The sequence below is a fragment of the Mesorhizobium sp. genome, assembly GCF_004962245.1.
GTDB lineage: Bacteria > Pseudomonadota > Alphaproteobacteria > Rhizobiales > Rhizobiaceae > Mesorhizobium.
The window spans coordinates 57129-80913 of sequence record NZ_SUHQ01000024.1 but is presented as its reverse complement, the minus strand read 5'-3'; the positions used below and the strand labels follow the sequence as shown (position 1 = coordinate 80913).

Annotated in this window: 18 protein-coding genes and 2 pseudogenes; 9 read left to right on the top strand and 11 right to left on the bottom strand. The window is 59.8% G+C overall.

Going from position 1 to position 23785, the window contains the following annotated elements:
* Nucleotides 1-11 precede the first annotated feature (11 nt).
* Complete coding sequence (locus tag E5X88_RS23725; RefSeq protein WP_292165654.1) at nt 12-329, bottom strand: hypothetical protein; 318 nt, start codon at nt 327-329, stop codon at nt 12-14.
* 83 nt (nt 330-412) lie between these two features.
* Between E5X88_RS23725 and E5X88_RS23720 the strand changes: the two genes are divergently transcribed.
* Nucleotides 413-1084: a class I SAM-dependent methyltransferase gene (locus E5X88_RS23720; RefSeq protein WP_292165694.1), complete on the top strand. Its 672-nt coding sequence runs from the start codon at nt 413-415 to the stop codon at nt 1082-1084.
* 114 nt (nt 1085-1198) lie between these two features.
* Here E5X88_RS23720 and E5X88_RS23715 read toward each other — a convergent pair whose 3' ends face one another.
* The 4 genes from E5X88_RS23715 to E5X88_RS23700 form a co-directional block, all read right to left on the bottom strand.
* Nucleotides 1199-2374 (bottom strand): glycosyltransferase family protein, encoded by a 1176-nt coding sequence (locus tag E5X88_RS23715; RefSeq protein ID WP_292165653.1) that lies wholly within the window; start codon nt 2372-2374, stop codon nt 1199-1201.
* Nucleotides 2371-3615: a glycosyltransferase family 4 protein gene (locus E5X88_RS23710; RefSeq protein WP_292165652.1), complete on the bottom strand. Its 1245-nt coding sequence runs from the start codon at nt 3613-3615 to the stop codon at nt 2371-2373. The genes E5X88_RS23715 and E5X88_RS23710 overlap by 4 nt, the downstream gene beginning before the upstream one ends.
* A gap of 1 nt (nt 3616) precedes the next feature.
* The gene (locus tag E5X88_RS23705; RefSeq protein ID WP_292165651.1) at nt 3617-4831 is read right to left on the bottom strand and encodes a glycosyltransferase family protein; all 1215 of its coding nucleotides are present in this window, start codon (nt 4829-4831) and stop codon (nt 3617-3619) included.
* Between the two features lie 749 nt (nt 4832-5580).
* Nucleotides 5581-7446 (bottom strand): alpha/beta fold hydrolase, encoded by a 1866-nt coding sequence (locus tag E5X88_RS23700; protein WP_292165650.1) that lies wholly within the window; start codon nt 7444-7446, stop codon nt 5581-5583.
* A gap of 187 nt (nt 7447-7633) precedes the next feature.
* Between E5X88_RS23700 and E5X88_RS23695 the strand changes: the two genes are divergently transcribed.
* Both E5X88_RS23695 and E5X88_RS23690 read left to right on the top strand, forming a co-directional pair.
* Nucleotides 7634-7801, top strand: coding sequence for a hypothetical protein (locus E5X88_RS23695; RefSeq protein WP_292165648.1), 168 nt, complete (start codon nt 7634-7636; stop codon nt 7799-7801).
* A gap of 313 nt (nt 7802-8114) precedes the next feature.
* Nucleotides 8115-8489 carry a hypothetical protein gene (locus E5X88_RS23690; protein ID WP_292165646.1) on the top strand — a complete coding sequence of 125 codons (375 nt, stop codon included), beginning with the start codon at nt 8115-8117 and terminating at the stop codon, nt 8487-8489.
* Here E5X88_RS23690 and E5X88_RS23685 read toward each other — a convergent pair.
* The 3 genes and pseudogenes from E5X88_RS23685 to E5X88_RS23675 form a co-directional block, all read right to left on the bottom strand.
* Entirely contained in the window at nt 8486-9511 is a 1026-nt protein-coding gene (locus E5X88_RS23685) for an ABC transporter permease (protein WP_292165644.1), read from the bottom strand. The two genes, E5X88_RS23690 and E5X88_RS23685, sit on opposite strands and share 4 nt — an antisense overlap.
* A gap of 23 nt (nt 9512-9534) precedes the next feature.
* Nucleotides 9535-11151 (bottom strand): sugar ABC transporter ATP-binding protein, encoded by a 1617-nt coding sequence (locus E5X88_RS23680; RefSeq protein ID WP_292165642.1) that lies wholly within the window; start codon nt 11149-11151, stop codon nt 9535-9537.
* A pseudogene (locus E5X88_RS23675) lies at nt 11148-12076 on the bottom strand (sugar ABC transporter substrate-binding protein). The gene E5X88_RS23680 and the pseudogene E5X88_RS23675 overlap by 4 nt, the downstream one beginning before the upstream one ends.
* 462 nt (nt 12077-12538) lie before the next feature.
* On the opposite strand from E5X88_RS23675, the gene E5X88_RS23670 reads away from it, so the two are divergent.
* The 6 genes and pseudogenes from E5X88_RS23670 to E5X88_RS23645 all read left to right on the top strand — a co-directional run bounded on the left by E5X88_RS23670 (nt 12539) and on the right by E5X88_RS23645 (nt 20282).
* Nucleotides 12539-13654, top strand: coding sequence for a LacI family DNA-binding transcriptional regulator (locus E5X88_RS23670; RefSeq protein WP_292165640.1), 1116 nt, complete (start codon nt 12539-12541; stop codon nt 13652-13654).
* Nucleotides 13655-13737: 83 nt separating this feature from the next.
* On the top strand, nt 13738-15840 hold the full coding sequence (locus E5X88_RS23665; RefSeq protein ID WP_292165638.1) for a hydantoinase/oxoprolinase family protein: 2103 nt from the start codon (nt 13738-13740) through the stop codon (nt 15838-15840).
* Between the two features lie 56 nt (nt 15841-15896).
* A complete protein-coding gene (locus E5X88_RS23660; RefSeq protein WP_292165637.1) occupies nt 15897-17669 on the top strand; it encodes a hydantoinase B/oxoprolinase family protein in 1773 nt (590 codons plus the stop codon).
* A gap of 77 nt (nt 17670-17746) precedes the next feature.
* Nucleotides 17747-18655, top strand: a complete 909-nt coding sequence (locus tag E5X88_RS23655) for an aminotransferase class IV (RefSeq protein ID WP_292165635.1) — start codon at nt 17747-17749, stop codon at nt 18653-18655.
* A 14-nt stretch (nt 18656-18669) separates the two neighbouring features.
* Nucleotides 18670-19434, top strand: coding sequence for an SDR family oxidoreductase (locus E5X88_RS23650; protein WP_292165692.1), 765 nt, complete (start codon nt 18670-18672; stop codon nt 19432-19434).
* A gap of 69 nt (nt 19435-19503) precedes the next feature.
* Nucleotides 19504-20282: pseudogene (locus E5X88_RS23645) on the top strand (SDR family oxidoreductase).
* Between the two features lie 130 nt (nt 20283-20412).
* Here E5X88_RS23645 and E5X88_RS23640 read toward each other — a convergent pair.
* From E5X88_RS23640 to E5X88_RS23630, 3 genes are all read right to left on the bottom strand, one after another.
* Nucleotides 20413-20877 carry a VOC family protein gene (locus E5X88_RS23640; RefSeq protein ID WP_292165634.1) on the bottom strand — a complete coding sequence of 155 codons (465 nt, stop codon included), beginning with the start codon at nt 20875-20877 and terminating at the stop codon, nt 20413-20415.
* A gap of 34 nt (nt 20878-20911) precedes the next feature.
* Nucleotides 20912-22507, bottom strand: a complete 1596-nt coding sequence (locus E5X88_RS23635; protein ID WP_292165633.1) for a GMC family oxidoreductase N-terminal domain-containing protein — start codon at nt 22505-22507, stop codon at nt 20912-20914.
* 118 nt (nt 22508-22625) lie between these two features.
* Nucleotides 22626-23765, bottom strand: coding sequence for an extracellular solute-binding protein (locus tag E5X88_RS23630; RefSeq protein WP_292165632.1), 1140 nt, complete (start codon nt 23763-23765; stop codon nt 22626-22628).
* Nucleotides 23766-23785: the final 20 nt, after the last annotated feature.

The window sequence follows — 23785 nt, the reverse complement described above, 5'->3', positions numbered from 1 at the left end:
CTGTGGACCCTTCAGTTGGAAGGATGCGGGATGTAAAAGCACCTGCTGGCGAAGTGCACGGAGATTGTACTGCGCTCAACGGTGGAAGGAACCTGCAAGGCGGCGCGATCCAGTTCTGGCGCATGGTCGATAACAACGACATGGGCATTGTCGATCAGCGAAGAAAGCAGCTGGCCAAACGGTTCTCGGCTTCCGTAAGGTTTTGGCGAATAGCCGAGCAACACGAGGCCGCAGCTGCGCGGCTGGTACTGGCGGACGGACGCCGATGGTCCGGACAGATGCAACAGGCTCTCTCCGGCACCGGACAATGGCGAAGCGGCTTGCAGCATAATCACGTCCGCGGATCAAACAGCCTTGCGGGAGGCAAGATTGCGTTGTGTCGCCCGAAATCCCAACATACAAGACGAATATGATGGATGTCACGCAACCGCGCAATGCCGGCATGGACTGGCGCGAGCAAGCCTTGGACCTTACGCGGGGAATTGCTTCCTATGTCAACTGCCCTCTCGTGGCAGGGCTGGCGCGCGTCATCGCCAAGCATCCGAAGGCCGATATCGCCAACGCCTTCAACCACAAGCAGGTCGCCTGCAAGATGTGGGCGCTCGACAGGCTGTTCGAAAGCTGCGGCGGCCGGTTCGGGCGCATATGGGTTCTGGGTGGATGGTACGGCGTATTGCCGGCAATGCTTTTCAACGACGCCCGCTTCGACATCGCGGCGGTCGATAGCATCGACATCGATCCCGAGGTCGCACCGGTCGCCCGGACCCTCAACCGGGACGCCGGCGACCGGTTCCGGGCGCTGACGGCAGATATGTACGCACTCGACTATGCGGCCGGGCAGCCCGACCTGATGGTCAATACGAGCTGCGAACACATAGCCGATCTGCGCGCCTGGCTTGCTCTGCTTCCGCGGGGCACGAATGTACTGCTGCAATCGAACGATTATTTCAGCGAGCCGACGCACATCAACTGCGTGGCTTCACTTGCAGCCTTCGAAGCAATGGCGGCGCTAGGGGAGGTGCGGTTCTCCGGCGAACTGCCGACAAAAAATTATACGCGCTTCATGCTGATTGGAACTGTCTAATGCATTTCGCCCAAAAGTGCGTAGCGGTTTGGGACAATGAAAAACAAGGACTTGAAGCGCGTCGCACCAATCTCATCAAGACGCGACGCGCGTTAGAATCTATCGTCTGTTTGATCATGAACTTTTCCGAAACCAGGCCCCGCTTTTTGGGAACCATGTTCGATACCGCTCGCGCAGGATTTGCGCCGAGCGACGCGCGCCTTCCAGATCGAGACGATGCGCGGATGGCGTCGGTCCCACTAGCGCCTGTTCGATCGCTTGCGCCAAACCTTCAGGCGTTAGGTCCTTTTCCATCAGCACCGTTGCAAGACCGAGTTCTTCGAGCATCAGGGCGCGAACCGTCTGTTCGGTTTCCCCGCCGGCTGCAAATGGAACGAGCAGGGAGCGACAACCCGCGCGCAGGACATCGCAGACCGTGTTGTAACCCGCCTGCGAGACGGACAGGCGGGCGCCGGTCAGCAGGCTGGCGAAATCCTCGCGGAACCGGAAGATGGACAGGCCCGGCGTGGCATCGCGTGCGATCGCGTCAAACTCGTCTTTCGGCAGGTTTGGGCCGGTGATCAAGCACCATTTCCAATCGTTGTTGGCATTCCGCACCGCTGCGATGGTGGAGCTGACAAGGCTCTTTCCGGCAGCCCCGCCGCCAACCGACACTAGAACGTCGAAGCGCTCGGAGGCCGCGGGCGATGGCGGCGCGGCAACGAGCCCTGTGTAGGTGACCTCGGCCCTGATCGCCCCAGCCAGTGGAAATGTCTTGTCGATGGTTGCGAAAGCCGGATCGCCGTGGACCATAACAAGGTCGAAATACCTGTTGATGAGATCGACCGTTTCCTCGTTTCGGCCCGGCTTGACGCGCTCCTGAAGGATATCACGGACGGACGTCGCCAGCAGCGGTCTGGGCGACGTCGCGTCGATGGCCTCGATCAGCGGCAAGAGTTCGAAACGCATCTGCCGGCGTCCAAATGGAAACGCCTCGACAATGACGATATCAGGCCTGCAATCCCGGAATGCCTGCAGCAGCATCTCTGAACGCCATTTCTTGAAATCATCGTCGATGGGTTTGCCCTGCAGGTCGACAAGTCCGGAAAATCCTTCATCACCGGAGGTGACAGGTGGCAGGGTTACAGATTTTACATCCAGTCCCGGAAACCCCGCGATCGGCGCTCCGCCGGTCACGACGGTTACGTCAAACCCGTCATCGACCAGAGCCGCCGCAATGCGGCTGGCGCGCGCGAGATGGCCGATACCGAGCAGGTGCTGGACATAGAAGAAAGCGCGCAGCCGCTTCATTCGGCGGCCCGCCACTCCCGCTCGAACAGTTCCTTGAGCTGTCCAATGCTTGCCATATGATCGAAATCGCCGCGTACGCGCCGCTCTGCGGCGTCGCCGAGGCGGGCGCGCAGCACGGGATCACGGATCAGGCGCTCCAGAGCCTGTGCCAGGGCAATTGGGTTTTCCGTCGGAACCAGCAGCCCGGTTTCATCTGGCGATAAAAGCTCCGGCACGCCGGAAATCTCGGTCGACACGCAGGCAAGCCGCTGGCTAGCCGCCTCCACCAGAACATTCGGCAGTCCGTCCCGGTCGCCATTTGCGGTGATCCTGCAGGCCAGGGCGAAGATGTCGGCGCAGCGGTAGTGCTCAAGCACCTCCTCCTGCGCAAGCGCGCCTTTCCAGGAGACGCGGCCATCCAGTCCGAGCTTTTGCGCCAGCGCCTTGAGCCGTTCCAGTTCCTCGCCGCCGCCGATATGCTCGAAACGCCACGCCAAATCACCGGGCAAGAGGGCAAGGGCCTCCAGCAACGTATCGTAACCTTTCTTTTCAACGGCGCGCCCGACACTCAGAACGACAACCGGTTCGTCCGGCGCCGAGCCGTCATGCTGTTTTCGCGCCTCGCCGAAACTGCCGAAGCGATCAAGGTCGAGCCCATGATAGCTCAGATGCACAGACGAGTTGCCGTTAGCGAGTTTTTTCAGACGGTCGAAACCGGTTTGCGTGCAAGTGACCGTCCAGCGCGCCGAGGCAAGCTTGCCAGCCAGATCCCAGTCCGCCGAAGTCCAGATGTCCTTGGCATGGGCCGAGCAGCTCCAGGGCAGTCCACGAAGCTGGCTGGCATAGCGCGTCACCGACGCCGGCGTGTGCGCGAAATGTGCATGCAGCCAGCCCGCGTCTTCCGGCCATTCGGCCGCCAGCACGAGCGCTTGCCCGAAGCGGCGCGCGCGATTGCGCGTAAAGTCGCGGGGGAGATCGGCCGCCAGCGATCCGAGAGCGCGCCAGAAGCCCGGCCGCAGCAGATAGGCAAACAGCGAGCGAACCACGCGCAGCGGCTCTTCATGCAGATATTCCGGCAGATAATGGACGGGCGCTTTGATCTCGTCATGCACGGGGTGGCGTTTTGCGTCGGTCGGCCGCCTGAGCGCGACGAGTATCAGGTCGAACCCCGCACGCTCCAGACCGAGCAGTTCCTGCGCGATGAAGGTTTCCGACAGCCGCGGATAGCCCTTCAGAACCACGACGATCTTGCGATGTTGCAACTCAGTTCATGCCTTCAATGACCGAAAGGTGATGGCCGGCCCGCCGGTCGAGCAGTTCCGCGACGATTTCGGAAATATGAGGCAGCCCTTCCAGCGTCAGATGCGGGTTGCTCTGCGATGGGCGGGGCCGGTCCGGCAGCACCTTCAGTGCATCGGCAAACCGCTGAGAATCCTCGGCTTCTTCCGGCAAAAGTATCTCGATGAGGCCGAGTTCAGCTGCGCGCCGTGCGCGGATCAGTTGTTCCTCGCGGGGCTTGACGCGCGGCACGATCAGCGCCGGCTTGTCGAAAGACAGTATCTCGCAATAGGTGTTGTAACCGCCCATCGCCACTACCGCCTTGGCGCCGGCAATCAGCTCTTCCATGCGGTTGTCGAACTCGATGATCTTGATATAAGGGATCCTGGATCCCTTCTTGAGCAGCTTGTTGCGCTGGCGCGCCGGCATGTAAGGCCCAAGCACGATCAGCGCCCTATACTGCAATTGCGGATCCTGCTGATAGGCATCGATGACGTCGTGGATCAGGTCGGCGCCGTCACCGCCGCCACCGGTGGTAACGAGGATATAGTCGCCCTCGGGCCGGTGGCCGGGCAACTCGTTCTTCTGCAGGCTCCGTTGCAGGAAACCGACGAACTTCATCTTTGCCCTAATAGCCGGCGGCACATCCAAGCCGGTCAACGGATCGTAGAAATCCGGCGGACCATAAGCCCAGACCTTGTCGTAAAACAGGCCTATCTTGCGCATCACATCCCTGCGTGCCCACTCCGCTTCGAGCAGGTGCGGCGCGTCCATCACCTCGCGCAGGCCAAGCACGAGCGTGGTGCCCCGCGTCTTGAGGTAGGATAGCGTGTCCTCGATTTCACCGCGCAGGCCGAGCGGTTCCTTGTCGACAATGAAGATATCCGGCCGGAAGGTCTCGGCTGTGTGGCGGATGATCGACTGGCGCATCCTTAGCGTCTCATGCAGATCGATATCCTTTTCCAGCGAGGTGTATTCGCCGTTGCGCAACTTGATGACGCTGGGGATCTTCACGAAGTCGACACGGGCGCGGTAGTCGAAGGCGCCAGCGATAGTCGCACCCGAAATGATAAGCACCTGAAGTCCGCGGAAATCCTCGACCAGCGAATGCGCGATCGTCCGGCAGCGCTGCAAGTGGCCGAGCCCGAACGTGTCGTGGCTGTACATGAGAATTCGAGCATTTTGTACGTGCTGGGTCATTGTTGAACGTCTTTTAGAATTCGCCTTGAGGACCGTGGGCGCCCCGCTTCGAAACCATCCTCGCGGGTCCACCGACCTGTTTTGAAACATGAGGCCGCAATTTTCAATTTGTACTACCCAGGAGGGTCCAAGGATGACGCTCTTTTGATCGTGTCTTCAAGCTGATCGTCGTCCGCTATACGACGTTCGACAGTGTCGTCCAAGCTCATTAATCACTTCAAAGTTCAGGCTATTCGAGCCGCCGCGTGACAGCGCCTCGCGGCTGAAAGTGGCGCAGGCTATCACCAATTCGAAGGTATTCTGTGGAATGCCTGTCGGATAGGCCTTTTGATTGCCTTAGCCCGAAACTAGATGGAATGGCAAATATCGCCTCGGCGGGAGCGGGCCTAGACTACCTATTATTGTCTTGGGATGGATCGAAGGGGAAAGCGGTGTCCAAAAGATCGGCAGAAGCCACCCCTCTTGATTCCAATAAGCTCCAGTCTCTCCGAACTCCATTGGTTTCGGAGCGGTGAGGGCGAATTCCGCTATCCTGCCAATATACCTAATTGCTTGATCGGCATACGAAAGGGGCAAAATCCTTGGTTCTGGTGAGCGGGCCAGACGCAGTCGAGCCGGAAGCATGATCCCGTAACGGCCCCTGCGGCGCCATGGAATGTCAAGCGGGATGGGGCACGTCGCTCTCCTTTCACGGTCGAGGTGCCGTGGGATCCGAGCCTTGCAAGTTGTCTGCCCAGGCCGGTGCGAGGTCATGTCTGGAAGACAAAGGTGCCAGGTGCCGCGACGATCGGCGCAAGGCCCCTGTCCGGGGCGCCCGACGCAGGCGGCGGCACGAGGCCGCTGCTTTTGCCTTCCAGCCAGATCTTCCATTCCGGCCACCAGGATCCCTCTCGGGCCGTCGCCTTGGCCAGCCAGTCGTCTGGCCCGACGTAGAACGCCCCGGTTGGTCGGTGTGACGCGTGGTATCGGCTGCGCGGATTGCCGGGTTGGTTGACGATGCCGCTGTTATGGCCGCCGCTGGTCAGCACGAAAGTCAGGTCGCAGTCGGTGAACAGCTGCGTCTTGTAGACCGACTTCCACGGCGCGATGTGGTCCGTCTCGGTGGCAATGACAAACATCGGGGCGGAAATGTCCTTGAGAGCGATCACACGGCCCTCGACCGCGAAGCGCCCCGCCGTCAGACGGTTCTCCAGAAACAGACTCCTCAAATACTGCGAATGCATCCGCGCGGGCATCCGCGTGGTATCCGCCACCCACACGCCCATGTCGGTGGGCAGATCGTCCTGGCCCAAGAAATATCGCCGAACGGCCCGGGACCAGATCAGATCCTCGGACCGGATCGTCGAGAAGGTCCGCGCCATCTGCGGGCGATCGAGATAGCCTTGATCCCACATCATGTCCTCAAGGAAGGCTACCTGGCTCTCATCGACGAAGAGCAACAGCTCGCCCGCTTCGGCGAAATCAACCTGCGCGGCCATCAGCGTGATGCTGGCGAGGCGGTCGTCGCGCTGGCGCGCCATCGTTGCCGTCGTTATTGCCAGGATCGTGCCGCCGAGACAGTAACCGACCGCATGGACTTTGCGGTCCGGCACGATGGCATTGACCGCATCGAGTGCCGTCATGACACCTGTCCTGCGGTAGTCCTCCAGCGACAGATCGGCCTGCTCGGCGGTCGGGTTGCACCACGAGATCATGAAGACCGTGAAGCCTTGACTGACAAGGTAATTGACCATCGAATTGTGCGGTGAGAGGTCAAGGATGTAGTATTTCATGATCCAGGCCGGCACGATCAGAACCGGCTCTGCCTGGACCTCCGCAGCTTGCGGTGCATACTGGATCAGTTCGAACAGATCGTTGCGGAAGACCACCGTGCCCGGCGTGCAGGCCAGGGCCTGGCCCACGCGAAACCCCTCGGGCGCCGGATCGTGGGTCTGGGTCAGAGTCTTCAGCAGGTCCTCCGCGAAATGAGCCGCGCCCTCGGTCAGGTTCCGCCCCCCGGTAGCGACGGTCGCGGCGATGATCTCGGGGTTGAGCGATGGGAAGTTCGACGGCGATACCGTGTCGAGCGCCTGTCGCGCCATGAATCGGGTCCGGTCTGCATCCTCGGGCCGCAGACCCCGCAGGTGATCGGTCGCGTGGTCCCACCAGTCCTGAACGGCGAGAAATCCTTGCTGCCACATTTGGAACGGAGGCTTCAGCCAGCCCGGATACTCGAAGCGATGATCATAGGGCTTGGGCGCAAATGGGGGAACGACGTCGGTGCCGAGATTGGCAAGATGGCCTGCCAACTTCAGGGCATTCTGCCGGGCGCGTTCGGCAAGCTCAAATTGACGCCCGGGCGACTCGCACATGTGGAACGCCCAGTCCGTCCAGGCTTCAATGAAGGCATGGACCGAGACACCCGCGCTCAGGCGCGCTATCGCCGCACGCACACCGCGATCAAGGTTCAGATGGGGATGCTCCAGCGGTCGATCGCCGTGCGGTAATGTCGGTCGCCTGGTTTTGGCCTTCGAAGACTTCTCGGGTATCGGCTGTTTTTCCGACGACGAGGTTGCCAAACCTGCATCCCTAGCAGTCCGTTCTTGTTCAAGTCTCAAGATACCCTCCATCCGCATAAGATACCGGCTCATTCATGCCATGCGCGGAGAATTTGTGACTTGATCGAAAACAACTTAGCGGCGATATGACAGCCTTCCTTCCGGCCAGGCTGATGTACGTTGCCGCGGCTCCCGGCGGTTCTTTAGCACTCCGGCCTGGAGCCTTGTCGTTCCTGCTCTGGCAATATTGTTGTCAGGCGCAGCCGTGGCTCAAGAGCAGGTGCTGCCCGGCGTTGTGAGCAAGGGTCACATCGCGGAAACGGATAACCCGCTACTCGAAGCCCCCTTCTTTCTGCGCGCTCGGCTCGAGGGCAGCTTGCCGGCCCTGCTCGATCAACGCGCGATTGTTGAACGCGCGCGGGTGATCGCGTGACGGCTTTGTGAACCAGGACTTCAAGGACCGGGTGGTTCTTGTCACCGGGGGGCGACCGGCATTGGACGTGCCGCTGCGCTTGCCTTCGGGCGCCGTGGCGCGACGGTCGTGATCGCTGGATGGTGGCGGAGCGAAGGAGAGAAGGCGGTCGCGGCGCTGACGGAGAGCTTCGGTACGCCCCCTCGTCGGCGCGACATCGCAAACACGCGCACACCGCCGGATCGGTTCGGGCGCGGTTCTGATCTGAACCGGGCCACGGCTGCTTCGCGTTTCCTCTGCGGTCCCGGCCACATCAAGGATTGAGGATCGAGAAATGACGACACGCAAGCGAAATCTGACAACTGCAGCCATTCTGGCCGGTATGATGTTCGCACCGGCCGCCCACGCCGGCAACCAGCACTTGACTGTCGAGATTGGCGGCCTGGATGCACAGGGGGGTTGCCAGCCGCGCAGAGGGCTAGGGCGTACTTTAGCGCGCAAATCGGACGGTCATAAAAGCTTGAATCAGCGACGTGCCAAACCGACGTCCCGTCAGGAACTGCTCCATGTGGGTGGTCGCGGATGGGGAAGCCGCACGCATCCGAGTTCGTTTTTGCGCATGTGGAAACTACCTGACTCAATGAGTTTTTATCTGAACGATTTTTATCGTTTTTGGAGTTTGGTGACTTCGAAAGTGGACTCAGTCTAGGAGCGCTTCTGCCGGTTCCGGTAGACATCAATGGTCACGGCCGTGACGATGATCAAGCCCTTCACGATTTCCTGATAGTAGGCGTCGACCCGCAGAAACGTGAAGCCTGATGACATCACGCCCAAGATCACTACGCCGATAACAGTGCCCCCTATCCGGCCCACCCCCCCAGCAAGGGACGTTCCGCCGATCACGGCCGCGGCAATCGCATCGAGCTCATACATGTATCCCATGCCGGATTGAGCCGTCTGCGCGCGTGCCGCGGTGACAATCCCGGCGAGCCCAGCGAGCATACCAGCAATCGCGTACACCTTAACGAGATGCCTTTCGACATCTATGCCGGAGACCCGCGCTGCCTGAACGTTCGCGCCAATGGCATAGGTGTACTTGCCGTATCGTGTGTAGCGAAGCGCCACATGGAAAATTATAGCAACGGCCACAAAGACAAGCACCGGCCACGCCGCCGAGCCGATTGCGGTGAATTGCTCGGTCAACCCCGAAATGGGCTGCCCTTTTGTATACCATTTCGAAATGCCCCTTGCCGAAACCATCATCCCAAGCGTCGCGATGAACGGTGGGATTCGGGCATAGGCAACAAAAACGCCATTGGTTATGCCTGCAACCAAGCCGATCAGAACACCAACGGCGATCGGAACGATAGCCGGCAAATTAGTAAGCGATGGATAGAGCGCCTTCGACCATTCCGCAGATTGGGCAAATCCAGCCGCCATCATCGCGCTTGCCGCCACGACGGAACCCGAAGAAAGGTCGATGCCGCCGGTGATGATGACTTGTGTCACGCCGATTGCGATAATCCCGACCACGGACACCTGGAGGATGGTGATCGTGAGGCGCTGCGGATTCCAGACGAAACTCTGGCCGGTCAAAAGCCAGCCGCACATCTCGCAGAGAAGAACGATCCCCACCAGGACCAGGAAGATATTGAGTTCCTGCGGTTTTCGCCAACCGCCAAAGTCACCACGGTACTCAGGAATGATGGCGGCTATCGTGTCTTTTCCCATTGTACAGTTCCTCTATTCCTCGCTTACTTCGAAGCGAGTTCCATTATCTTGACCTGTGTTGCCTCATCGCGATCCAGAACACCGGTGATCTTGCCTTCATGCATCACCATGATCCGATCGCTCATTCCAATGACCTCCGGCATTTCCGAGGAAATCAGAATGACGCCCGCTCCCGTGCTGGCGAGCGCAGACACCAGGGCGTGAATCTCGGCTTTGGCGGCGACGTCGATGCCGCGTGTCGGTTCGTCGAGGATGAGGATGCGCGGTTTGGTCAAAAGCCAGCGGCCGATCAGCACCTTCTGCTGGTTGCCGCCCGAGAGGTTTTCGACCGTGGTGTGAATTCCGGAACTCTTGACACGCAACGTCCTGCTCATCTCGCTGCATGCCGCGGCAATCGCCTTGTTTTGCACGAATCCGGCTTTGACGAATTGGTTTCGAAGAGCGGCAATCTGTATGTTCTCGAGGATATCGAGGGCGAGAAAACAACCGCTCTGTTTTCTGTCTTCTGTCAGGAAAGCCATTCCGTTGGCGATCGCATCGCGTGGCGATCTCAAATCGACGCGTTGCTCCCTTATACGTATCTCGCCGCTGGTGGCGGGCGTCACGCCGAAGATGGTTTCGGCAACGTTGGACCGCCCCGAGCCGATCAGGCCGGCCAGGCCCAATATCTCGCCCGCCCGCAGATCGAAAGAGACGCCCGAGAAGACGCCGCGCAAAGCGAGATCCCGAACCGAAAATAAGATATCATTGGTTGGTACGTTCTCTTTCGGAAACAGTGTTGAGATGTCACGGCCGACCATCATGCGAATGATCTCGTCGCGGCTGGTGGCCGCTGCCGCATGGGTGCCGATATACTTACCGTCACGAAAAACGGAGATCTCGTCTGATATCTCGAAGATCTCGTGCATCTTGTGCGAGATGTAGACGATGCCGATGCCCTGGGTCCTCAGCTCGTCGATTATCTCGAAAAGCTGGGCCGACTCGCGCTCTGTCAGCGCCGATGTGGGCTCGTCCATGATCAGGACACGCGAGCGGTAGGAAACCGCCTTCGCGATTTCCACCATCTGCCTGCTGGCAATCGACAGATGGCGAACTTCCATCTCTGGATCGAGGTTGATTTTCAGCTCCGTCAGAAGATCTCGCGACAGGCGATTCATGCGCGGATGATCGACGATCCCAAATCGGTTGCGCGGCTCTCTCCCGATCCAGATGTTTTCCGCGACTGTCATCGAGGGCATCAGGTTCAACTCCTGATGGATCATGCCTACACCCTGCATCAGTGCGTCGAGCGGCGTCTTGAACTGAGCGGAGACGCCGTCAAGGTGGATTTCTCCCGCATCGGGTTGATATATCCCCGCCAGGATCTTCATCAGCGTGGATTTCCCCGCGCCGTTTTCGCCCATGAGTGCATGGACAGTGCCCCGCCTCAGTTGAAAGCTCACGTCGTCGAGTGCCACCACGCCCGGAAACGACTTGCTGATCCCGGTCACGCTCAGCAGGCAGGGCTGACGCTTGTCCTCAACACCAGGTGAGGTTGGCGTAACGGCGACTGTGGTCTGCATGGAAGTAGTCCCCAATCCAGATCGAACGAAACAGTCCGCGCGCCGATCAAATGACCGGCGCGCGATGTTGGCGATCAATTCTTGTTCAGGTACTTGTCCATGTTGTCCTTGGTGACGAGTTCGAGCGTGGTGAAGACCTTTCTGTCGGTATTCTCGCCCCGCGCCAGCTTTAGAACGGTGTCGAGCGCACCTTTTCCCTGGCTGATGGCGTCCTGGAAAACGGTCACCCTGAGGTCGCCTGATTTCATGGCTGTCAAGGCTCCTGCGTCGCATCAATGCCAGCAACCACGTAATCGCCGGTTGATCCGCCGCTTGCCTTGATGGCCTGAAGCGCACCGAGCGCCATCTCGTCGTTGTTGGCGATGACAGCGTTGAAGTTCAGGCCTGCCGACAGCCAGTTTGTAGTCAGGTCGAGCGCTTGCGTGCGCGACCAGGTCGCCGTCTGCTCTTCGACGATTTCGATGCCCTTGCATTCGTCGGACTTGAAGACCTCGTGCACCGCCTCGGTGCGGCCACGCGCAACCAGGGTTCCGAGCTCGCCCATCAGAATCACGGCCTTGCCCTTGCCGCCCAGCAAGCGACACACCTCGCGCGCCTCCAGGCTGCCTGCCTGGATCTGGTCGGACCCGACGAAAGCCTGCTTTTCTGGCAGCTCATCGACGTTGGAAGGCTGATTGTTGGCGAAGACCAGAGGTATTCCAGCCTTGTCGGCAGTCTTCGACATTGCAACACCGGCATCGGCCTCAACCGGAATCACGATCATCCCATCGACCTTGGCGGCAATGAAATTTTCGATCTGGCTTTGCTGCCGGGCGATGTCGCCCTGCGCATCCTCGATCAACAAGGTCACGTTCCCAAGGTCCTTGGCGTGTGCCTCCAGGCCGCTGCGAAGAATCGCAAGAAAATTGTCGTCGAACCGCTGCATGCTGAAGCCGATCGTTTCAGCCTGAGCAGGGACACCGAGTAGCGTTAGATAAGCGGCAGCCAGCAAAATCTTTTTCATGTTCCGTCTCCGTCGGTTTTTGATGATGTAAAGCTTTGTCGTTGCCGACTTCGTCCCGGTACACGTCGGACTTGCGGCAGCATCGCGAAAAACGATCGTGCAAGTTTCAGGCGCGGCGTTGCCTAAGCGAGGCATGTTCAGCGCCGGTAAGCCTGCTGCGAAGCTCTTTGGCTTTCTGCATTAGGTAAAACGATACACCCAACTTTTTCGATCTGTCAACTCCCCATCACGACGGGGGTTTCTGCGCATTCGGGTTGTTGCGACAAGAATCGCGCAATGACAAGGGGTAGATGCTATGGCGCCTCCGAATGGTTCTCGATTGACAGGTCGGATTTTAAGTGTATCGTTTTACCAAATTGCCTGATTTGTTGCTGCGAGGCTGAACCCGCGGCTGTCGAGGTTTCGTTCTGCTGCGGGAGTCGTAGAATGAGGTTCTCTGGGACCTTGGGAGATTTGAACGTCATGCCACCGAAGAGCGGATCGCCCACGGATGCCGCCGAGCGCGTCACCATTCAGGATGTTGCGAAAGCCGCAAGCGTATCCGTGAGCAGCGTCTCGAATTACATGAACAATCGCTTCCACCGCCTTGGAACGGAGACCCGGACACGCATCGCAACCGCAATTGCCGAACTGGATTTCCGGCCGAACCAGGCAGCCCGCCAGCTAAAGACCGGCAAGGCCCGGGTGATTGCCCTTGTCGTGCCCAGCATCGTCAATCCCTTCAACGGGCAGATGGTGTTCTCGATAGAACAGGCTGCGGTAAAGGCGGGTTACAGGGTTCATCTGTGCAACACCATGCGCGACCCGAAGCTTGAGAAGGAGTTTCTGGACAATTTGGCCGCTATTGGCGTTGCCGACCTCATCACGATCGCGCCCCTGAACACCAGGCGGGGTTATTACTCGGCGTGGAGTGACCTTTCGATCGTTGCCGTCGACGCCAACAGGCTTGATTTGAAACTTGCTCGGCTCGATACGGTCAATCTCGATCACGAGGCGGCAATCGGGATGGCCGTGGAGCATCTGTTTGCCCTTGGTCATCGGCGGATTGCCTATGTCACCGATCCCCTCATCACCCACAGCCGGGTGATGCGGCTGTCCGGTTTCAAGAAAGCGATGAAAGATCGTGAACTCGATGACAGTCAGGCTGTTGTGCTGGAGCGTCACCAGAGCGCGCTTGATATTGCAGACGCCCAGATGGTCGAGGTCGGTCGCGATGCCGCTTCCGATGTGGCGGCGCTGTCGCCCAGGCCCACGGCTATCATCGCGTTCAACGACATGATCGCGCTCGGGTTGCTGGCGACATTCCGTTCCGCCGGCATTGCCGTTCCAAAGGACATGTCGATTATTGGCGTGGACGATGCTTGGATCAGCCAGCTGTCATTCCCTGCACTGACGACCATACGTCAGCCTATCGAGGCGATGGCCGCCGCTGCCGTCGAGAGCGTCCTCAAACCGAGCGCGGCGCCGACCAGCGCCGGCTCCGACACGATCTTTCTGCCCGAACTCGTCATTCGAGACACATGCGCGAAGCCACAGGAAGAGGTTGCCACGCATATCCGAAAACGACGCTTGGAATAACAGCCCCGAACAGCGCCTTTCTTCCAACAACCCCATCATATCCGGCCGGATGCATCCGCGCCGGCCCGAAAGAGGCTTGCCTTATGGACACCCACGCCACCCAGACCAGACCCAGCGCAAATCATATCAGGATGGCCTGCGATACCGGTGGTACGTTCACCGACCTTGTGGTTGAAGATGGCGCCGAGATTCGGCTGTTCAAAGCGTCAACGACGCCTGACGACCCGGTTCGCGGCGTGCTCGACGCCCTCGATCTCGCAGCCAGGCACTATCGGCTGGAACTCGGGGACTTCCTGAACCGCGGTGCCATGTTCGTGCACGGCACCACCCGGGCCATCAACGCTATCATCACCGGCAGGACCGCGAAAACAGCCTTCATCACGACCAAGGGTCATCGTGACATCCTGGTCATGCGTGAGGGCGGGCGAATTGAGCCGTTCAATTTCACGGTCGCTTATCCTGAACCCTATGTGCCTCGGCGATATACGTTCGAAGTGAATGAACGCATCGATGCTCGCGGCAACATCGTTGAAAGCCTGAACGAAACCGACTTCATCGCGACAATCAAGAAACTGCAGGCACTGAAAATTGAAGCCGTTGGCGTTTGCCTGCTGTGGTCGGTTGTCAACCCGGTTCATGAGCGGCGCGTCGGAGAACTGCTCAAGCTGCATCTGCCGGATGTTCCCTACACGCTTTCGCATCAGCTCAACCCAACCCTGCGCGAATATCGTCGAGCTTCCGCGACCGTTATCGACGCCTCGCTGAAACCGCTGATGTCTAGGTATCTCGATGGTTTGACCAACAGGTTGCAGGACGCCGGTTTCAACGGCCGCACGCTGATGGTTACCTCGGGTGGCGGCATCATGGATGCGGCGGCGGTTGCACGCGCTCCTATCCATTCGATCAATTCCGGACCGGCCATGGCGCCCGTCGCCGGCCGCTTCTATGCAGAGCGCGATTTTGGCAACGCCATCGCGATTGTCGCGGACACGGGTGGTACCACCTTTGACGTCAGCCTCGTGCGTGACGGACGCATCCCTTGGAGCCGCGAAACGTGGATCGGCCAGCGCACGCGCGGCCATATGACCGGCTTTCCATCGGTCGATATCAAGAGCATCGGCGCCGGAGGGGGCTCGATAGCATGGGTCGACAGCGGCGGAATTCTACAGGTCGGTCCGCAGAGCGCCGGCTCGACCCCCGGGCCGGTTGCATACGGTCGCGGTGGAACCGAGCCTACCGTCACCGACTGCGCCTTGATCCTGGGCTACATCGATCCGGACTTCTTCCTGGGTGGTGCCATGGTCCTCGACCGGGAGGGGGCGACCCGACAATTGCGCATGAAGGTGGCCGACCCGCTCGGCATCAAAGTGGAGGAAGCCGCCGCCGCCGTCCTGAGACTGTCAACTGAAAAGATGGTCGGAGCGATCGAGGAAATCACCGTCAATCAGGGCATTGATCCCACCTCGGCCGTGATGATTGGCGGCGGCGGCGCCGCGGGGCTCAATGCCGTCGCGGTCGCCAGGCGTCTCCAATGTGCCGGCGTGCTGATCCCTGAAGCTGGTGCCGTGATGAGCGCTGCCGGGGCCCTGATGTCGGAGCTTTCGTCTGACTATGCGCAACTGCAGTTTACAACCAGCGACAGATTTGCGGGCGACAAGATCAACGAGGTTCTGGCAGCCCTGAGGAAACGATGCCTTGAGTTCGCGGAAGGACCCGGCGCCGGAGCTCTCGACTGCCAGATCGAGTACTCTGTGGAGGCGAGGTATCCGCATCAGATTTGGGAAATCGACGTTTCCCTCCCTCTCGATCAGGTGAAGAACGAAGACGATCTGAAGCGGGTCACGGATGCCTTCCATGACACCCACCAGCGTATTTTCGAAATCAGCGACCGCAATTCCAATGTCGAATTCGTGACCTGGCGCGCCAAGGTCAGATGCAGGCTGAACGATCGACCTGCCGGCACGCTCCCTCCCGAAGGCGATTTTGCCGGTGGTCGTGCAAAGCGGCCGGTCTACTTCTCCGAGCTCGGCTGGAGCGATGTCGCCGTTCACCGCTACGAGGCCATGCAGCCGGGCGAACCGGTTGCCGGGCCCGCCATCATCGAATCCTCGTTCTCCACCGTCGTGGTTGATCCCGGCACAGTCGCAGAACGCACGGCCAGCGGTGGCCTGTGCGTGACATTCTAAGGAGGCGCTTACCTATGTCTGAGCAAGTTTTGAAAAAGGCGCCGGACGGCGTTCAGATGGCGATGATTTCCAGCCGTATGGAGACCATCGCACGCAAGATGCAAAACACTCTTTTCCGAACCGCCCGCTCCGGGATCCTCAACACCGCACATGATTTCTCATGTGTCATTCTGACCGCCGACTGCAAGCTGCTGGCGGCCGCGGAAAGCCTGCCGAACCATACGCTCATCGGCCCTGATTTGATGTGCCAGGCGGTCCTCAAGCACCATCCGGTACTGGAGCGCGGTGACTGCTTTCTCCATAACAGCCCATATGAGGGAAACTCCCACGCGGCCGACCACTGCATGATCGTTCCCGTCATCGACGATGAGGGCATTCTGCGCTTCTTCGTGCTGGCCAAGGCACATCAGGCGGATTGCGGCAATTCTCGTCCTTCCAGTTATCTCGCTGACGTGAAGGATTTGTACGAAGAGGGCGCCCTCATCTTTTCCGCAACGAAGATTCAGGAAGAGTACAAGACCAACCACGACATCGTCCGTATGTGCCAGGCCCGTATCCGGGTTCCGGACCAATGGTGGGGTGATTTTCTTGCAAGCCTCGGATCGGTCCGTATCGGCGAACGCGAGCTTCTCAACCTTGGCCGCGAGATCGGCTGGGACATGCTTGAAGGCTACGCCACACGCTGGTTTGACTATTCCGAGCAGAAAATGATCGAGGCGATCGGAAGACTGTCTTCCGGCCGTGTCGTCCTTGTATCCGCGCACGACCCGTTCCCTGGCATCCCCGACGGCATTCCCGTCAAGGTGGACGTTGAAGTCGATACGGCCCAGGCCAGGATCATTGTCGATCTGCGCGATAACTCCGATTGCCAGCCCTGCGGTCTCAATCTTACCGAGGCAACCGCCAAGAGCGCGGCGATGATCGGGATATTCAACGGAATCCTCGATCACCATGTCACCGCCAATGCGGGCAGCTTTCGACGAATTGATATTCGGGTCCGCGAAAACTGCTGTGTCGGCATACCGAGGCATCCGGCCTCGTGCTCTGTGGCGACGACCAATCTCGCCGACCACGTCACCAATCCGGTGCAGCGCGCGATAGCGGAGCTCTCGGCCGGCCATGGGCAAGCCGCGACCGGTCCAATCCAGCCTCCAGGAATGGGTGTCATCTCCGGGCGCGACCCCTACAACAATGACGAGCCATTCATCAATCAGGTCCACATCGGCATCAGCGGTGGTGCCGGCACGCCGGTCACCGACGGCTTTCTCACCATGATTCATGCCGGCAATGCGGGGATGTGCCATATCGACAGCGTCGAAGTCGATGAACTCCACCATCCAATCATCGTCCACGATCGCCATATCCTCGATGACACCGAGGGCGCAGGCACGTTTCGCGGTGCGCCATCGGTCTACAGCGAGTACGGACCGTGGGGTGGAAATTCCCTGACCGTCCTCTATACCGCTGACGGTACCATCACCCCGGCCGCAGGCGCCCGCGGCGGCGGCGCCGGCGGTATGTCCAGAGCTGCCATGCGCAGGGCCGACGGCTCAGTCGTCGATCTTCCCCCCTGCTATGGCGTCACTCTGCAGCCGGACGAGCGCATGATCTCTCACTCCTCAGGTGGCGGTGGATATGGCTCCCCTCGGGAACGCGACCCGGCGCGGGTGCTGCACGATCTTGCGGAAGGGTGGATCAGCGTGCAGCGCGCGCGAGATGTCTACGGAGTTGCGGTCAAGGGGTCTCCTGAAGACGACAATCTTGAATTGGACATCGTCCAAACACGCATCCTGCGATCCGGCCGGAGCGAACTGGCGGTGGCCGTTTAGCCAACGGCCGATGCCCGATTGTTTCTTGGGCGCGTAGCTCCGCCCGCAGCCAAAGTCTCTGATCAAGGAGAATTACAATGACAGCAGTCGATTGGTCCGCCGGTGCGGCTTACATTGACGGTGAATTCATGCCTCTCAAGGATGCCAAACTCGGCATCACCGAATGGGGTTATCGCCGGTCCGACGTTACCTACGATGTTGTGGGTGTCTATTACGGCGCATTCTTTCGCCTTGACGACCATATCAACCGCTTTCGCACCTCGATGACGAAGCTGCGGATGAATCCGAAGGAAAGTAACGAAGAGATCAAAACTGTCCTCACCGAACTCGTGCGGCGCACCGGATTGCGTGAGGCCTATGTGGCGATGGACTGTGTCCGCTCCCGCCCGCCGCGCGGCGTACCGCTTCATCCAGTCCACGGTCGCAGTTACCTGATTTGCCATGTCATGCCTTGGGTGTGGGTGTTCACACCCGAGCAGCAGGAACGCGGCGTGCACGCGATCATCGCGTCTCCGCAGCGAATTGCGCCCGAGTCGCTCGACCCGACGATCAAGAATTTTCATTGGGGCGACCTGACGCGCGGGAACTTCGAAGCGCACGATCAAGGCGCTGAAACATGCGTTTTGCTGGATCGCGATGGAAACGTAACCGAAGGCCCGGGTTTCAATGTCTTTGCCGTCATCGAGGGTAAGGTCGTCACGCCGGAACATGGTGCGCTCGAGGGCATCACTCGAAAAACAGTAATCGAACTCTGCGACGAGTTTGGAATTCGTTGTGAGGTCCGGGATATTTCCCGCAACGAATTTGAAGCCGCCGATGAGATCTTTTTCTCGACGACGGCTGGCGGCATCATGCCGGTAAGCCGACTTGCAAAGAGAATCCTCGGGAACGACCGCCCGGGTCCGATCTCCGCGCAGCTGAGAGCGGCCTTCTGGGAGAAACGAAAAAACGGCTGGCATGCCACGCCGGTGTCGTACGCTTCGTGATCGAGAGCGTGCCGGTGCAATCGCTTTTCGACCTCAAAGGCAAAATCGCTTTGGTTACGGGCTCGGGCCAAGGCATCGGCCTGGCCCTTGCCCGCGGCCTGGCGGAACACGGCGCCTGTGTCGTCCTGAACGGTCGCCGCGAACAGCAACTGACGGACGCCGCCAAAAATCTGACCAACAGCGGTCTGTCGGCCAAGGTAGCGGCCTTCGACGTGACAGATGCCCCAGCGGCTCGGCAAGGGGTCCATGAAATTGAAAGGTCGGTCGGCCCGATCGACATCCTTATCAACAACGCCGGCATGCAGCATCGAACAGCATTGGAGGATTTTCCAGAAGACAAATGGGATGAGCTTCTGCGTACCAATCTCTCCAGCATTTTCCATATGAGCAAAGCCGTGGCGAAAGGCATGATCAGCCGCAACAGCGGGAAGATCATCAATATCGGCTCAGTCCAGAGCGAACTGGCCCGTCCAGGGATCGCGCCTTACACCGCGACAAAAGGGGCGGTCAGAAATCTGACCCGAGGCATGTGTGCGGACTGGGCAAAATATGGTTTGCAGATCAACGCCATCGCCCCTGGCTATTTCAAGACGCCGCTCAACGATGCACTCGCTCGGGATTCCGAGTTTTCCGCGTGGCTGGAGAGGCGCACACCTGCCGGTCGATGGGGCAATGTTGAAGAACTCATCGGGGCCGCAGTGTTTCTTGCCAGCGAAGCTTCCTCGTTCGTCAACGGTCACACGCTCTTCGTCGATGGCGGCATCACCGTGACGGTTTGAGCGCGTGACGTCACCTCGGGACAGCCTGTCTGACTTGCTTCCCCTCATCCAAAATGAAAGCAGATTAAGATGCAGGCAATTCATTCTCGGTCACATTCGGCCTCTTACCCATCGCTTAGGGGGAAAGTCGCCTTCATCACGGGAGGCGGCTCTGGCATCGGCGCAGCGCTTGTCCAAAGATTTTCCTGGCAAGGCGCAAAGGTGGCCTTCGTAGATATCGAGAAAGCCTTGTCTGAAGGGCTTGTGACGTCGTTGACCGAGCACGTATATCCACCGGTGTTCATCGAATGTGACATCCGCGATATCGCCGCGCTCCAGACGGCAATTGAGCGTGTCGGGCGAGAGCTCGGTGACGTTTCGGTCCTGGTCAACAATGCCGCCAACGACACACGGCACAAGATCGAGGACGTTACCGTCGAATACTGGGACGACAGAATGGCCATCAATCAGCGACCTATGTTCTTCGCTGCACAGGCCGTCATCCCGCAGATGAAGCGTCTCGGGGGTGGATCAATTATCAATTTTGGATCGGTGAGCACGCGTATCGGGTCGAACTTCCCCGCATACATGACAGCCAAGGCTGGCGCGCACGGTCTGACAAAGGGCCTGGCTCGCGACCTCGGTCCTTTCAATATCCGGTCAACACGCTTGTTCCGGGATGGGTGATGACGGAAAGACAAAGGCGCGAACACCTTACGCCGGAAGGAGAAGCTCGTATCGACGCGCTGCAGGCCATTCGAACGCGCATCCAACCCGACGATATCGCAGCGATGGCGTTGTTTCTGGCCGCTGATGATAGCGCATTGTGCACGTCGCAAGAATTTATCGTGGACGGCGGCTGGATCTAGGATCTGTCCACTGTTCGCGGCGCCCCGCGAACGGTGGACATCTCAAATGCTGCGGGCGTCCGCTACCGAGCCGGCTTCCAGAGAAGCTTTGGCGCATCCGTCTCGTAGGCCTTGCCGTCGGGATAGCTGATCAGCTCCATCTGCAACCCCACGGTGCCTCGAAATAAACCCAGGATTCGCCCGCTCCCGGTCCTTGCTTTTCGAGTTCGGGACGGTCGAAGACCTTGACGCCTTTGCCTATCAGATAGTCGGCGGCGGCCTCGATATCCTCGACATAGAAGCAAAGGTGGTAGCCGCCGATGTCGCTGTTCTTCGGGTAGACCCGCTTCTGGTCGGGCGCCTCGAAGTCGAACAGCTCGATGTTGCTGCCGTTCCCGCAACGCATGAAGACGACTTCCTTCATGTTGGCGCGCGGATGTATGTTCATCTTGTCCTGCATGAAGGTGCCGTTGTCGTCCTTCATCGAGCCGCCGGAATAGATGAAGTCGCAGCCGATGACATCTCCGAAGAAGGCGATCGCCTCCGTCATATCGGGCACCACAAGGCCGATATGGTCCATGGCGGCCAACCCCGGCATTCCTTTTCTGTCGCTCATTTTGTTGCCTCCTGCATAAGAAAATAATCTCGGTTCAATGCGCGTTGCGGCGGCGACGGATGAAGTCTGCGACGCGCTCGCCGACCATGATCGATGGCGCGTTGGTGTTGCCTGAAGGCACGCTTGGCATGACCGAGGCGTCCGCGACGCGCAGGCCATCGAGGCCGTGCAGCCGCAACTCGCTGTCGACCACCGCCATACGATCCCTGCCGATCCGACAGGTACCGGTCGGGTGCAATGCCCCCTGCGCCATCTCCTTCACATAGCCGCGATAGTCATCCTTGGAGCGCATTAGCCGTCCAGGATATTGCTCACGCTTGACGATCGGCTTGAGGGCCGGCTGTCCCATGATCTCCTGGCCGAGCCGCACCCCATCGGCCATCGTGTCGAGATCGTACGGGTCAGACAGGTAGTTCGGCACGATTCGTGGAGGTGCGAACGGATCGGGCGAGCGGAGCTCGACGAATCCACGCGACCGCGGCCGTGTCTGGCACACATTGAGTGTGCAGCCATGGCCGCTTTCGACCTTTGCCACACCTTCCTCGACGCCCGAACCGGCAAGGAAGGCATATTGCAGGTCGGGGTGCGGATCGTCGGCATTGCCCCACCAGAAGGCGCCGCCCTCGATGATGTTGGAGCAGACGGGTCCCTGCCGGAACAGCGCATACTGAAGACCCGCCCAGGCCTTCCAATGCAGCTTCTTGTATTTGTCGTAGCCGTGGGGACCGTTCAGCTCATAGATCAGGTAGCAATCCACATGGTCCTGTAGACCGCGTCCGACACCGGGAAGGTCGTGCACGACGGGAACGCCGACCGTCTTCAGATGCTCGGCCGGGCCGATGCCGGAGAGCAGCAGCAGGCGGGGCGAGTTGATCGCGCCTGCCGATAATATCACTTCACGCTCGGCGTGTGCGACGAGCGTGCGTCCGCCTTGGACGTATTCGACCCCAACGACGCGATTATTCTCGACCAGGATGCGTGTAGCGCGGGCGCCAGTCTGCACCTTGAGGTTCGACCGACTGCGCGCCGGCTTCAGATAGCAGACCGCGGCACTGGCGCGGCGGCCGTTGCGCGCCGTGATCTGGTAAAGACCCGAGCCGGCTTGTTCGCCACCGTTGAAATCGGCGACATAGGGGATTCCCGCCTGCTGGCAGGCCTTGAGCCAGGTCCTCGTCAACGGGCTGACATGTTGCGGAGACGATACCTTCAGCGGCCCGCCCGATGCATGCGCCTCGCCCGCCAGCGTGTCGTTGTCCTCGGCGCGCAGAAAAAAGGGCAGCACATCCTTGTAGGACCAGCCGTCGGCGCCTTGTTCGGCCCACCCGTCATAGTCCGACGGAATGCCGCGAATATAGAGCATCGCATTGACGGAACTGCCGCCGCCCAGCACGCGCGCCTGCACCATGGTCGGTGGCGTGGCTTTTGGGTTCTCGGCGGTCGGCTCCTGTTCAAACCGCTGCAACAGGTTGCCGGTCGCGGTCTTGTAGACCATCACCGGCAGATGGATTTCGATGGCCCGATCTTCAGGCCCTTCCTCCAGCAGGAGCACGGAACTGCCGGTATCCTCCGACAGCCGCGAAGCAGCTACACAGCCGGCGGAGCCGCCGCCAATGACGATGTAGTCTGGCATTGATGCTGCCTTGTTGCACAAGCTGTGCGGTAAGAGAGCGGCAGCCGCACACGCACGGCTGCCGCCTGCAGAGCAACGCTGGGAGGATGCGCCCCTCTGGTTGGACGTGTCGGAGGCGTCAGCCCGCCTTGAATTCGTTCCAGGCGGCGACCCAGTCGGCGTACGTCGCATATTGGTTCGACTCGAGCGGCGGAATGCCGAGAAGCGGCGCGGCCTTGAAGATGCCTTCGACATCGGAATAGTCGAACAGTGCCTTGGTCTCGGGCGACAGCAGGTCGACAGCCTTCGAAGAGACGACACCGGCTGCATTGCGGGTGACGACCTTGGCCTGCACCTCCGGCGAGATCGCCTGGTTGAAGAACTCGTAGGCGGCTTCCTCATTGTCGGCGCCAGGCGGCAGGAACCAGGCGTCGCACCAGGTCGCGGCGCCTTCCTTGGGGATGGTATAGATCGTCTCGACATTCTGCTTGGCGGTCTCGGTCGGGATGCCGGTCCAGCCGGCGAAGCAGGCAGCGACCTCGCCGGACACCATCAGCGACACGACGTCGCCATAGGTCAGGCTGATGGTTCGGGCCTGATCGCGATAGAGCTTCAGATGCTCGAAGGTCTTGGCCATCTCGTCCTTGGTGAGGTTCGGAAAGGTCGTGAAGCCCGCCAGCACCGCCGCAACCGGCCAGGTAACGAGCGTGTCGTCGACCAGCACGATCTTGCCCTTCAGTTCCGGTTTCAGGAGATCCTCATAGGAGGTCGGTTTTTCCATCATCTTTGGATTGTAGACGATAGTGTTCAGGCCCCAGGCGTAGGGTACGCCATGGAGTTCGCCGTTCCGGAACCAGGTCGGTTTGTCGTAGAAGACGTCGAAAAGGTTGTCGGCGCTGTAGTTCGGCAGCTTGGACTTGTCGAGCGGCTTGGTGATCTTCAGCACATCGAGATAAAGGTCGGCGTAGCCCTGGTTGTATTCGGCAGCGTCGAAAGGCGGCGGGTTCGGCACGCTGAACTTCGTGGTAACGTCGTCCTGGTTGCCCATGGCCGAGACCTCGACGTTGAGGCCGTTCTTGGAAATCCAGTCGGCAAGCTCGTCGGTCAGCTCCCAGCCTTCCCAGGCCATGATCTGGAGATCGCCTGAGGCGGCATGCGCTATATTGGGAATGAAGGGCGCGAGCATCGCGCCGCCGGCAAGCGCCGTTGCGCCGGCAAGAAATGACCGGCGGCTCGTTGCGAATTGCATGACTTCGTCGGTGGACCAGATTTTTCTCATTGTCGAATTCCCCTTTTGAT